Here is a 12,310-nt window from a genome sequence, read left to right as displayed (position 1 = left end):
ATAATGTTAGTATATTTTGTAGATCCGGTACGATTGAGTAACCATGAACAGCCAAACCAAACAGGAAACGACTTGCCCCATGGATGCATTGCTCCGCTTGCTGATGGGGCCGTGGACCACATACATCCTCTGGACGCTGAGACAACGCGGTCCCACCCGTTTCGGGATGCTCAAGCGGGAAGTGCACGGCATTTCGTCACGGATGCTGACGGAGCGTTTGCGCACCCTGGAGGAGGCCGGAGTGGTATTCAGGGTGTATCGTCCCAGCATTCCTCCAGAAGTGACTTATGGCCTGACGCCGCGCGGACTGGAACTGCGGGAAGTGCTGGATGCACTGGATACCCTGGCCCGGCGCTGGAATAGCGAAGACGCTGGCAGGAAAAGCATCCACCGGGAATCGGCCCTGCCTGTTACCAATTAGCGGTTACCCGCACCCGCCCCGATCATTCGCCGGGATTTCCATGCTCAATCCGTAGGCGAACCTGGGTCCATGACGTGTCGCGGCACCTGCCTGCGCTGCGGATGACCTAGATTTATCCGGCCATTTGGGGCAGACTTCGCGGATATACTTCGTGTTACGCGGGATCTATGGCTGCATCCTCTCCTCATGTCCTTGTACTGCATGGCCCGAATCTGAATCTGCTGGGCAGTCGTGAGCCCGGCCATTACGGGCGGACCACCCTCTCCGAGATCGATGCCGGGATGCAGACACTCGCCCAGGGCTGGGGCTGGCGACTGCGCAGTCTGCAGAGTAACGCTGAGCATGTATTGATCGATGCGGTCCAGGAGGCCCTCCCCCTGGGCGTCACCGACATCATCATCAACCCCGCGGCATTCACCCACACCAGCGTTGCCCTGCGTGATGCCCTGGCTGCCGTCCAGATTCCGTTTATCGAAGTACACTTATCCAATATTCATGGTCGGGAACCCTTCCGCCGTCACTCCTACTTCTCCGATCTCGCCCAGGGCGTCATCGCGGGACTGGGCGCGGATGGATACTTCCTGGCGCTGGATGCCATTCATCGGCGCATGAAACGCCATAACCCATAACTGACACCAAGGAAAGAGCATGGATATCCAATTCATCCGTCGCCTGGCCGAACTGCTGGAAAAGAGCGCCATCGATGAAATCGAAGTGGTGGAGGGCGACAGCAAAGTCCGGATCACGCGGCACACCGCTCCCGCCCATCCGGCACCGGCCATCGCTTACGCCCAGCCCGCGCCAGCGATGCCGACTACGCCCACCATCGTGGGAACGGCGCCCTCCCCCGCGGCAGCGGTCGAAGTGCCGCCTCAGGGCTATATGATCAAATCCCCCATGGTCGGGACCTTTTATCGCGCATCCTCTCCGGAATCTGCACCCTTCGTGGAAGAAGGCAGCATGGTGAAGGCCGGCCAGACCCTGTGCATCATCGAAGCCATGAAGCTGCTGAACGAAATTGAAGCCGACGTCTCCGGAAAAGTGATCAAGGTTCTCGCTGGCAATGGCCAGCCCGTCGAATACGGTGAACCCCTGTTCATCATCGCCCCCGGGGATTGAAATGTTCGAGAAAATCCTCATCGCCAACCGCGGCGAGATCGCCCTTCGGATTCAGCGCGCCTGCCGCGAACTGGGCATTCGTACCGTAGCCGTCCACTCTGAACCAGATCGCGATCTTCTCCACGTCAAGCTGGCCGACGAATCGGTGTGCATCGGCCCAGCGCCGAGCGATAAAAGTTATCTCAATATCCCCGCCGTGATTGCCGCCGCCGAGGTGACCGACGCCGAAGCGATTCATCCCGGCTACGGATTTCTTTCCGAAAATGCCGACTTCGCCGAACGGGTCGAAAACAGCGGGTTTACCTTCATCGGGCCGCGCGCGGAAACCATCCGCCAGATGGGTGACAAAATCGCCGCCAAGGCCGCGATGAAGAAGGCTGGCGTACCCTGTGTGCCTGGCTCCGATGGACCGCTACCCGACGATAACGAGGCCCTCAAAGCCCTCGCCCGGGAGATCGGTTATCCCGTCATTCTCAAGGCGGCCGGCGGCGGCGGCGGGCGCGGCATGCGGGTCGTACACACCGAAGCACACCTCGTCAACGCCGCGAGCCTGACCCGCGCGGAGGCCGACAAGGCTTTCGGCAACCCGACCCTCTATATGGAAAAATTTCTCGAAACGCCGCGCCACATCGAATTTCAGATACTGTGTGACACCCAAGGTCATTGCATTCACCTTGGTGAACGAGACTGCTCGGTGCAGCGCCGTCATCAGAAAGTGATAGAAGAAGCGCCGGCTCCCGGTATCAGCGCCGCCCAGCGAGCTGAAATCGGTGCATCGGTAGTCAAAGCCTGCCAGGATATGGGCTATCGGGGCGCCGGCACGATCGAATTTCTCTACGATCCCGGCAGCCAAACCTTCTATTTCATTGAAATGAATACACGGGTGCAGGTCGAGCACCCGGTCACGGAGATGATTACCGGCATCGACATCGTCAAAGCGCAAATTCGCATTGCGGCGGGACTGCCTCTCGGGATTCGGCAGGAGGACGTGGTACTCAGCGGTCACGCCATCGAATGCCGCATCAATGCCGAAGACCCGGAGCGCTTCGTACCCTCACCGGGACAGATTACCGCTTGGCACCCCCCTGGCGGGCCGGGCATCCGCGTCGACAGTCATATTTATGCGGGTTATCGGGTACCGCCCTTCTATGATTCCATGATCGGTAAAATCATCGCCTTCGGGGGTGACCGCGAGGAAGCCAACATGCGCATGCGCAGCGCCCTGCGCGAGACCACCATTGAGGGCATTCAAACCAACATTCCCCTGCATCGGCGGGTACTGGAAGAGGCGCAATACGCCACGGGCGGTGTGCATATCCACTATCTGGAGGCCTTGCTCGCCCTATGAAAATCGCCTGGTGGCAGCTCGACATGCGCGTCCCCGCAGCAGCCGCAGCAGCCGTCGAGGCGCAATTGCTGGACGCTGGCGCAGAGGCAGTCACTTTTCTGGAAGGCGATGACAGTGAAGCGGTGTTCGATGAGGGCGATATCTGGCAAAACAGCCGGTGCGAAGCCCTGTTTGCTGCGGACAGCCACAGCGAAACAACCCTGCAAAACCTGATCAGAGACAACGACTGGCGGCCCTACGCGGCACGCTACACCGCGCTGGAGGCACAGGACTGGGTAGCGACAACCCAGGCAGCCTTCCCCGCACGCTGCTTCGGCCGCCTCTGGGTAACCCCCAGTTGGGATGCGGCGCCCGCCAACGCCCCCCGTGTGCTGCATCTCGACCCCGGCCAGGCCTTCGGCACCGGCGCCCACGCCACCACGGCGCTCTGCCTGCGCTTCCTGGATACGCAGATCCGCGGAGGCGAAAGCCTCATCGATTACGGCTGCGGCTCCGGCATTCTGGCCATCGCCGGGCTGCTGCTGGGCGCCGGCCAGGCATTCGGGGTGGATACCGATCCCGTTGCACTGCAGGTAGCGGCCGCCAATGCAGAACGTAACGGCGTCAGCGCCGGTCTGCAGCTCGCGCTGCCGGAAAACGCCAGGCTGCCCCTGGCCGACATCCTGGTCGCCAACATTCTGGCGACCCCCCTTCTGACCCTTGCGCCGGCCCTGGCCCATTCCGTCCGTCCTGGAGGCTGGATCGCACTATCCGGCATCCTGCACCATCAGGAAGCGGAGATTCACGCCGCCTACGAGCCTTATTTTGATCTCGCAGTCGCGCAACACGAAGAAGACTGGTCACTCCTCTATGGCCAGCGCAACACTGGAGTCTGATTATGGAAATTACCTGCCCCCGCTGTGAATCGACCTTCCTCTCGGACGACAAGGCCCTGCGCGAGCACCATTATCGGGTGAAATGCAGCGTCTGCCACCATATTTTTCACGTGGATGTCGCCGCAGAAACTGCTCGTGCGGGCAGCAGCCTGGGGCGCCGTCTGGGTCGGTTTCTACTCATCCTGGCCATCATCCTGCTGGTTATTGCGTTGATCGGACAGATACTCTGGTGGACGCGCAGTTACAGTTACGCCGCGACCAGCGCGCCCATCCGCCGCTTCTTGCTGAGTAGCGCGGAGCAACTGGATATCACCATTCCCTGGCCAGGTCCCAACAAAGACATCCGTATTCTCAACAGCCAGGTCACCCCCGTGGCGGACCACCTGGCGCGGATCACCGGCAATATGGAAAATGTAGCCAACCAGGTTCAGGCCTACCCGGTGATTGAAGTCACCCTCAGCAACGTCTATGGCGCACCCATTGCCCACCTGCATTTTACCGCGACGCAATATCTGAGCGCAGCGTTCCCCGCCCGTGCGGGATTTGTTCCGGGTACGCCAGTACCCTTTGTACTCAGCAGCCCGGCCCTGACAAAGGCGGCGGGTTATCAAATCACCCTCCTCAGCCGTCCCTGAAGGGGTAACCATGGATAGCACGAATATGTCCTTGGGCGATTGCGTAATCCACGTCATGGACCGCTATCTGGCGGATTTGGGAGGCGAAGTCCCCGGCAACCTGCATGCGCTGATCGTCGAAGAAGTGGAGCGTGCGCTGCTCGCGCACACGCTGCAACATTGTGGTGGACAACGCGGCAGGGCCGCCCAGTGGCTGGGCATCAATCGCAATACTCTGCGGAAGAAGTTGCAAACCTACGGATTGGATACCTGAATCAACTGCGGGGCGGCATTTGCCACGGGTTGCTGGTTCACGCCCGGTACCGTGCCGCCGCCATTCAGATAGTGCTGATAATAGGCGAGCACCCGCGGTACGTAGGCCTGAGTTTCTGCGAAGGGCGGGATATGATAGCCCGCCTGGATCACTGCGTTTGATCCCGCATTGTAAGCGGCTATGGCCAGTTTCAGGTCGCCACTGAAGACCCGCAACAAATGGGCGAGATACGCTGTGCCGCCGTTGATGTTATCCGTCGGACTGAAAGCATTCGCCACCCCGAAGCGAAGCGCCGTGGCGGGGATGAGCTGCATCAGGCCGACGGCGCCCTTGGGCGATACCGCACCCGCATTATAACCGGACTCGGCGCTGATTACGGCGTTGATCAGTGCCGAGCTGACCTGGTAACGACTGGCGGCCGCATGAATCAGGCCCTGATAACGCCTCCGGGCGGCGCGGTTGAAATCGGCGCGCGCCACGGCTACCGCCATTTTTGGGGTGCGCATGACCATCCGGTACCGGTCATTCCCGGCAGGCACATTGGTAAGATGCACCACCCCGCTGCTATCGGTATAGGCATAAATATCGGCTTCCGCCGTACCTCCGCAAAGCAGCAACAGCGCTGCCGCCATCAAAGCGGGCTTCACTTCACCACTCGCAGTGCGGGACGCTCACGCTTCCCGGAAATCTCCGCATTCTCTGCACCGCCGCCCGCCGAAGAAGGCGGGGGCGCGGCCGGGATTTCCGGATCGGCAAAGCCCATTCCTTCCTGCGTTTCTGCGGCGTATATCGCCGCTACTGCCGCCATGGGTACGTCCACTGTCCGCGCAACCCCGCCGAAGCGGGCATTGAAGGAAATCCAGTCGTCCGCCATGCGCAGACCGTGGCAGGCACGTGGAGAGACATCGAGAATCATCCGCCCATCCTTTTCATAGCCGCTCGGGACAGACACTCCGGGATAGGCCACCACTACCAGGATATAGGGTGTATGCCCCTGGTCCACGCACCACTGATAGACGGCATTGAGCAGATAAGACTTGGCGCTTTCAGGTAACAATTTTTCCCCCATGTCTGTTCCAGACTCCTAAAACCGTATATAGACGATTTTCGAAAATTCTCAAGAGCAATCAACGCCAGGCCCACGTCTCTGAAGTTTCGAAGCGATCCCAGTAGAATCTGCTCGCGCCTCCTGCGGAGGGCGCCAGCATCACCACCAGCCAGCAGCACAGGTCACTGGCTGTAAATTGCCGGACCCGTATCGTCTCCACCGCCTACCACCCCTGCAGTTTCAACTGGTCCACATCCATTCCGACATCCTGTAGATTTTACGGGATAACAGCGTGCATAGGCTGCCCCGGATGGGGCGGCCTATGCACTTTCAGAATGACTCCTGGTGGTAAGCCACCACCCGCTCCACCTCATTTTTGGCGCCGAGGATGACGGGAATGCGCTGGTGCAGGCCCTGGGGGACGATATCCAGGATGCGGGTCGTGCCCGTGCTGGCCGCGCCACCCGCCTGTTCCACCAGATAGGACATAGGATTGGCCTCATAGAGCAGGCGCAGCTTGCCCGGCTTCTTCGGGTCGCGCTGATCGAACGGGTACAGGAAAATACCGCCCCGACAGAGGATGCGATGCACATCCGCTACCATGGAACCCACCCAGCGCATATTGAAATTGCGTTGGCGAGGCCCATCCGTACCCTGATTGAGTTCGTCGATGTAACGCTGTACCGGTTTCTGCCAGTGCCGGTGATTGCTCATATTGATGGCATATTCACTGGTATCCTCCGGAATACGCATCTGGTTGTGGGTCAGGATGTATTCACCGATGGAAGGATCGAGGGTGAAGCCATTGACCCCGTAGCCGGTGCTGTATACCAGCATGTTGCTGGAGCCGTACAGGGCATAGCCCGCACAGACCTGTTCGACGCCGGGCTGCAGGAAATCGGCGAGTTCCGCATCCCGCCCCACCACCGGCGCCTTGAGGATGCTGAAAATGGTCCCCACGCTGATGCCGACATCGGTATTGCTGGAACCGTCCAACGGATCAAAAAGCAGCAGATACTTGCCGCGCGGGATGTTGCGGGGGATGGGATAGGGGTCATCCATCTCCTCGGAGGCCATACCGGCCAGATGCCCCGTCCAGTCCATGGATTTGAGAATGGCTTCATTGGAGATGATGTCCAGCTTTTTCTGCACCTCCCCCTGGACGTTGTCGGTGCCGGCGCTGCCCAGCGCTCCCACCAACGCGCCACGGTAGACCTGGGCACCGATAAACTTGCAGGAAATGGTGAGATCGTTGAGTAACCCGGCGAAGTCGCCGGAGGCACCAGGATAAAGACGGGTTTCTTCAATGATGAACTGGCTGAGGGTGGTGCCGATGTGCATGCCGGAATCCTTTACAAAAGAGTGAAGAGGTCAGAGGGCACTGAGTCCCAGGCGAAATTTTATGGTGGATTCTATCGCGCGCGCCGTTCCCTGGTCCAACCATGGCAGCCACTGGATATGAAAACGATGGATACCCCCACTGATTTTGGGATAGTAATCCGCACGATCCGACAACTCCAAGCAGATCAGGGAAGGCGGATGGCGTGCATCCAGAAGCGCGCCATAACGCCCTTCCGGGGCTTCCACCCCGGACCACGAGCAGGAGTCCCGCAACAAGGCGAGAATCAGATCGGTGCTATCCTGCAAGATCGACAGACTCTCCCGCCAGCCCTGCAGGAGTCCCGCGATACGCTCGGGGGGCTGATATTTCCAGAAGGCCAGAATCGGCAGATCACAGTCGGCGAGGCCTCCGGCCACCCCCATCCTGCCCCGTGCGAGCTGGATGATATCCTGGTGGCGCAACAGTTGCCCGAAGGGTTCGCGATACTCGCGCAGCGCTTTGAGTTGCTGGTCTATGCGGAACTGCCAGGCGCGCAAAGGGCCTTCGTCCGCCTCGGGACTCTGCGACCAGACGGCAAGGCTCTGGGCCAGACGCTCCAGCTCCAGAATGAGATCCAGGCGCAGCTCCGGGCGGCTGCAAAAATCCAGCAGTTCATTATAGGCGCGCAGGGCGTTACGCAGGCAGCCAGCATCGGCCCGCCCCTGCTGTAGTTGTGCAAAAACACTTTCCAGACGCAGCAGCAGGCGCGCGCGTTCATGGAGCGGGTGTTCGTAAACGGCCATGCCGTAACCTCGTTCAGCAGCCGCTGCCGCCGCACGCGACCGCAGACCCCAACGCCAGGCAACGGCCGCGTGCACCATTTTCGGGCAACGTTCCCTCAGGGTGCCACAGGCGCTTTCCCTAAGCAAATCGTCCGGTTCCACGCAAATGACGAAGATAGAGACCCACCTGGGTTTGCAACTCGGTCAGGGTGCCCTCATTGGTGATGATCCAGTCGGCAGCCGCATTACGCGCGGCACGATCACATTGCGCCGCCAGCACTGCGGTGACTTGTTCCTTTGTCCAGCCAGGACGGGCACGCAGACGCTCTACTTGTACGGAGCGGGGACAATCGACCACCAGCACCTGATCCAGCAATGGGCGATAGTCGTTTTCAACCAGCAGCGGCACCACCCAGACCAGCGGCGTTTGCGGATGCTGTTCGGCCAACGCGGCGCTGGCCGTTATGAAGGTGGCCCGAATAAGGGGATGGAGAAGGGCTTCCAGCCAGGTTTTTGCCGCCGTGTCGGCAAAAATGCGGGCGCGCAACGCTGCACGGTCCAGCCCACCTCCCGGGGCGACAAAGGCCGGGCCAAAATGGGCGATGATGGCCTGCAGGGCAGGGCTGCCCGGAGCCACCAGTTCGCGGGCAATGACATCGGCATCCAGCACATGGGCGCCAGCCGCTTTGAGCATTTCGGCGACCGTGCTTTTGCCGCAGGCCACCCCCCCCGTCAGACCGATCCGCAGCGCCATTCAGGAACCCAGCAGGTGCAGGTAACCGGAAAGGATGGCTTGTGGCCACAGCAGCATGAGCCAGCCCCCCAGCGCCAGATAAGGACCGAAGGGCATGGCATAGTCCCGTCCCTTGCCCCGCAGCAGAAAGCCCAGCGCAACCAGTCCACCGCCCAGGGCGGCGATAAACAGGGTCAGGAATACGGCCTGCCAGCCCAGCCACGCACCGATCATGCCGAGCAATTTGAGATCCCCTCCCCCCATGCCGTGCCGTCCTGCGATCTTATAGTACACGGTAGCCAGCAACCACAGGCTACCGTAGCCGATGATTACACCGAGCAAGGCGTCCAGGGGCGTTACCAGCGCCAGCCCGGGCCAGAAAAGTGCCGACCCGTTGAGCAGCAGCCCGGCCAACATGCCCGGCTTGGTAAGACGATCGGGCAGAAGCTGTGTCTCCAGATCGATCATGGTCAGCGCCAGCAGTGCCCAGGTGAAGACCAGGGCGGGAAGCAGATGCCAGGTCAGGCCCAATTGCCAGACCACCACCAGACTGAGCAGTCCGCTCAGCAGTTCCAGCGCCGGATAACGCCAGGCAATGGACTTGCCGCAAGCATGGCAGCGGCCACGCAGCGCCAGCCAGCTCAGGACCGGGATATTTTCCCAAGGGCGCAACACATGGCCACAGTGTGGGCAGTGGGACGCAGGATAAATGATGGATTCGCGGCGGGGTACCCGGTGTACCACCACGTTCAAAAAACTGCCCACGAGCAGGCCGAGCAGCGTGGTCAGGATATAGGTCGCCCCCAGGAGGGTCTGCGTCATACGCCACCCCCCGGGAATGACCGGTGCAGCCGCAGATCCAGCGACTGCAGACTGATCCCCAGCAGAATGGCGGCACGGCGCCGATCCCCTTCGGCCTGATCGAGCACCTGCCGCAGCAATGCGGCCTCCGCCGCGTCGAAAGGGGCCGGTACGGCGATTACCGGCGCCAACGCCAGCCCGTTGCTTTTCGCCACTGGGCCGCCGGAGGAGGACATCCCATCGTCGAACAGCATCCCTTCCTGCTTGAGGGCAAGGCTCCGCTCCAGAACATTTTCCAACTCGCGAACGTTGCCGGGGAAGGCGTAACCACCCAGCCGCTCCAAAGTGCCTGGGGATAGCAGTGCCGGAATATCCTCCGGTGCCACGCCGATACGTTGCAGAATCACCTCCGCCAGTTGCGGGATGTCTTCCGGATGTTCCCGCAAGGCCGGCATATGGAGTCTCACGACATCCAGACGATATCGGAGATCCTGACGAAACTTTCCGGCCGCAACCATTTCCTGCAGGTCACGGTGGGTGGCGGAAATGAAGCGCAGGTCCAGGGAGATTTCCCGCGCCGCACCCAAGGGGCGAATGGCCCGCTCCTGAATGGCCCGCAGCAGCTTGACCTGCATCATCATCGGCAGATCACCGATCTCATCCAGAAAAACAGTGCCCCCATTGGCCGCCGCAAAGAGTCCTTCGCGACGCTGTACGGCACCGGAATAAGCCCCCTTTTCGGCACCGAAGAGCTCACTCTCCACCAGCCCCTCGGGAATGGCGCCGCAGTTGACGGCCACGAAGGGCTTGTCGTGACGGGGTCCCGAGGCATGAATGGCGCGTGCGGCCAGTTCCTTGCCCGTACCGGACTCACCGGTGATGTGTACCGGCGCATTACTCCGCGCTACGCGGCGGATATCGTCGCGCAAGCGCTGCATGACCGGCGCATCGCCGACCAGTCGTTGGGTGCCGCCCAGACCCGCTGGGGACAGGCGGCTGAGATCAACGGCCTGGGATATCAATCGCCGCAGACGCGCCAGCTCGATGGGCTTGGCCATGTAATCGAAGGCCCCCGCCTGCATCGCTTCGACGGCACCTTCGGCGGAAGAATAGGCCGTAATCACGGCGACCGGCACTTGTGGATATGACTCGCGCAAACGGCGGATCAGATCAAGACCGGAACCGTCGGGCAAACGCAGATCGCTCAAGCATAAAGAAGGGGCACCTTCGGCGAGGCGGGCGAGGGCTTCCGCAAGGGAATATGCGCCAGTGACAGTGATCCCCATACCCTGCAGCGTAATGCGCAGCAGTTCGACGATGCCCGGCTCGTCATCGACGATCAGGGCGGGCGGCAAACCGGAATAGTCAGCCATCACGCCTCTCCGTCCACCCCCTGCGGGGGAGAAAAATCCGGAACAATACGCCGCCCTGGGGGTGATTTTCACAGGCTATGCGCCCGTCGTTGATGCGCAGCAGTTCCCGCACCATGGATAAACCCAGCCCGGTACCTCGGGGGTTGGTGGTAAAAAACGGCTCAAAAATGCGCTCCATCACTTCCGCCTTTACGCCCGGTCCAAAATCCCGCAGCGTCACCATGATGTTCCCTTCGTCCTCGGGGACGGCATCGATTTCGACACGCATCGTAGCATCTTCCGCCACGCCGTACTGCGCGCTGTTATGCAACAGATTCCAGAATACCCGCCGCAACTGCGCGGGATCGGCATAAACCGTAAGCTGCGGCGCGATTTCGCCGATGGCGATGCTCATGGGTGCCAACAGTGGATCCGCCTGCAACTGGGCGGTGAGCATCGGCAACCAGCTCCGCAAGAAAATGGGTTCGGAATGCGCCGGACTCGGACGCGCCATCTCCAGCACCGATTCGACAATGGCATTGATGCGTACCGTCTCCCGTTCCAGAATGTCAAAAAGATGCTGCGAAGCGGGGTCGTCCATGCGCTCGGCGAGAAGGCTGCCGGCGTGGCGAATCACGCTGAGAGGATTACGGATCTCATGGGCGATATTGGCCGCCAGACGACCGAGCGCCGCCAGTTGCGCCTCTCGTTCCCGGGCACGCAGTGCGGATGCATCACGGAGGAGAAGCAGTCGGTAAGAGCTATCGGGCAGGTCGATCCTGCGCACCAGCAGAGTCAGGGTGCTGTCCTGCAGAGTTGGGTCACGCCCGTTTGCCGTGATCACCATCTCGCTGTCGTTGGCCGTGGCCTGTCGCAGCATCATGGCCAGACGCGGCTGCACTACGCCGATGGCGATAGGCATGGAGGTCCATTTCCGGTAACCCGAAAGCGTCCGTGCCGCGGGGTTGCTGAGCACCACGCGACTTTGCCGGTCCAGCACAAAAATGCCCACATCCATATGCTGCACAATTTCCTGGCTCAACGCATTCAGATTGACGACCTCTGCATCCCTTTGCAGCGCTAGACGGTTGCCACGTTCCAGACTCGCCACCAGACTGTCGGCCAGTACCGCCACCGCCACCAATGCGAGGAGATAAATGAAAAGCTGACCGAGGGGCGGATGCACGGCGGTCATCCCGCCGAATAGCGACTCGCCGACCAGCAGCGCCAGCAATATCCACACGAAAACAAAAGCGCTTTTGCCGCGCAACAGGCTTGCCGTGGACACCAGCAGCAGAAAGGGCAGGATACTGAAGGGGCCACTGACACCGCCACCGAAATGCAGCAGCAGCAACACCAGCAGAGTGTCCGTCGAGACCTGAATCCAGGCGTGGCGGCGCGGTTGCGTCGGCCATCGCAACAGCAGTCCCAGCAGGTAGACGAGGCTGACCAAGGCGGCCACCAAGGTCAGGATGTGCAGCAGTTCGGCATGCCCTCCCAGATCGATGATGGTTTCATTGACCGGTAAGCGCACCAGGATGGCGATGGCTGCCGCGATCAGCAACCGATAGGCGGAGATGCCCCAAAGTCGCCGCCAGTCACCCATCATCTCCGCCATATCA

Annotated in this window: 15 protein-coding genes; 7 read left to right on the top strand and 8 right to left on the bottom strand. The window is 60.9% G+C overall.

Going from position 1 to position 12,310, the window contains the following annotated elements; genetic code table 11:
* The first annotated feature begins 43 nt into the window (after positions 1 to 43).
* The 7 genes from F6A13_RS01290 (at position 44) to F6A13_RS01260 (ending at position 4,651) form a co-directional block, all read left to right on the top strand.
* Positions 44 to 421, top strand: a complete 378-nt coding sequence (locus tag F6A13_RS01290) for a winged helix-turn-helix transcriptional regulator (RefSeq protein ID WP_113526266.1) — start codon at positions 44 to 46, stop codon at positions 419 to 421.
* A gap of 167 nt (positions 422 to 588) precedes the next feature.
* Positions 589 to 1,050 carry a type II 3-dehydroquinate dehydratase gene (gene aroQ, locus F6A13_RS01285; RefSeq protein WP_113526265.1) on the top strand — a complete coding sequence of 154 codons (462 nt, stop codon included), beginning with the start codon at positions 589 to 591 and terminating at the stop codon, positions 1,048 to 1,050.
* A gap of 19 nt (positions 1,051 to 1,069) precedes the next feature.
* Positions 1,070 to 1,540: an acetyl-CoA carboxylase biotin carboxyl carrier protein gene (gene accB, locus F6A13_RS01280; protein WP_113526264.1), complete on the top strand. Its 471-nt coding sequence runs from the start codon at positions 1,070 to 1,072 to the stop codon at positions 1,538 to 1,540.
* A gap of 1 nt (position 1,541) precedes the next feature.
* On the top strand, positions 1,542 to 2,888 hold the full coding sequence (accC, locus tag F6A13_RS01275) for an acetyl-CoA carboxylase biotin carboxylase subunit (protein WP_113526263.1): 1,347 nt from the start codon (positions 1,542 to 1,544) through the stop codon (positions 2,886 to 2,888).
* Complete coding sequence (gene prmA / locus F6A13_RS01270) at positions 2,885 to 3,763, top strand: 50S ribosomal protein L11 methyltransferase (RefSeq protein WP_113526262.1); 879 nt, start codon at positions 2,885 to 2,887, stop codon at positions 3,761 to 3,763. The genes accC and prmA overlap by 4 nt, the downstream gene beginning before the upstream one ends.
* A gap of 2 nt (positions 3,764 to 3,765) precedes the next feature.
* Positions 3,766 to 4,398 carry a zinc-ribbon and DUF3426 domain-containing protein gene (locus F6A13_RS01265; RefSeq protein ID WP_126604580.1) on the top strand — a complete coding sequence of 211 codons (633 nt, stop codon included), beginning with the start codon at positions 3,766 to 3,768 and terminating at the stop codon, positions 4,396 to 4,398.
* 10 nt (positions 4,399 to 4,408) lie between these two features.
* The gene (locus tag F6A13_RS01260; protein ID WP_113526260.1) at positions 4,409 to 4,651 is read left to right on the top strand and encodes a helix-turn-helix domain-containing protein; all 243 of its coding nucleotides are present in this window, start codon (positions 4,409 to 4,411) and stop codon (positions 4,649 to 4,651) included.
* Here F6A13_RS01260 and F6A13_RS01255 read toward each other — a convergent pair.
* The 8 genes from F6A13_RS01255 to F6A13_RS01220 form a co-directional block, all read right to left on the bottom strand.
* Entirely contained in the window at positions 4,633 to 5,283 is a 651-nt protein-coding gene (locus F6A13_RS01255; protein WP_113526259.1) for a lytic transglycosylase domain-containing protein, read from the bottom strand. The genes F6A13_RS01260 and F6A13_RS01255 overlap by 19 nt on opposite strands.
* An 11-nt stretch (positions 5,284 to 5,294) precedes the next feature.
* The gene (locus F6A13_RS01250; RefSeq protein ID WP_113526258.1) at positions 5,295 to 5,720 is read right to left on the bottom strand and encodes a ClpXP protease specificity-enhancing factor; all 426 of its coding nucleotides are present in this window, start codon (positions 5,718 to 5,720) and stop codon (positions 5,295 to 5,297) included.
* 309 nt (positions 5,721 to 6,029) lie between these two features.
* Entirely contained in the window at positions 6,030 to 7,040 is a 1,011-nt protein-coding gene (locus F6A13_RS01245) for a class 1 fructose-bisphosphatase (protein WP_113526257.1), read from the bottom strand.
* Positions 7,041 to 7,070: 30 nt separating this feature from the next.
* Entirely contained in the window at positions 7,071 to 7,901 is an 831-nt protein-coding gene (locus F6A13_RS01240) for a cell division protein ZapD (protein WP_225981899.1), read from the bottom strand.
* Positions 7,902 to 7,941: 40 nt separating this feature from the next.
* Positions 7,942 to 8,556, bottom strand: a complete 615-nt coding sequence (gene coaE / locus F6A13_RS01235; RefSeq protein ID WP_126604581.1) for a dephospho-CoA kinase — start codon at positions 8,554 to 8,556, stop codon at positions 7,942 to 7,944.
* A complete protein-coding gene (locus F6A13_RS01230) occupies positions 8,557 to 9,357 on the bottom strand; it encodes a prepilin peptidase (protein WP_113526255.1) in 801 nt (266 codons plus the stop codon).
* Positions 9,354 to 10,709 carry a sigma-54-dependent transcriptional regulator gene (locus F6A13_RS01225; RefSeq protein ID WP_113526254.1) on the bottom strand — a complete coding sequence of 452 codons (1,356 nt, stop codon included), beginning with the start codon at positions 10,707 to 10,709 and terminating at the stop codon, positions 9,354 to 9,356. Before F6A13_RS01225 ends, F6A13_RS01230 begins: the two co-directional genes overlap by 4 nt.
* Complete coding sequence (locus F6A13_RS01220; protein WP_225981898.1) at positions 10,702 to 12,306, bottom strand: two-component system sensor histidine kinase NtrB; 1,605 nt, start codon at positions 12,304 to 12,306, stop codon at positions 10,702 to 10,704. The genes F6A13_RS01225 and F6A13_RS01220 overlap by 8 nt, the downstream gene beginning before the upstream one ends.
* Positions 12,307 to 12,310 lie beyond the last annotated feature (4 nt).

This window comes from Acidithiobacillus sp. 'AMD consortium', assembly GCF_008926505.1.
GTDB lineage: Bacteria > Pseudomonadota > Gammaproteobacteria > Acidithiobacillales > Acidithiobacillaceae > Acidithiobacillus > Acidithiobacillus ferridurans.
This window is presented reverse-complemented; position numbering and strand designations above follow the sequence as displayed.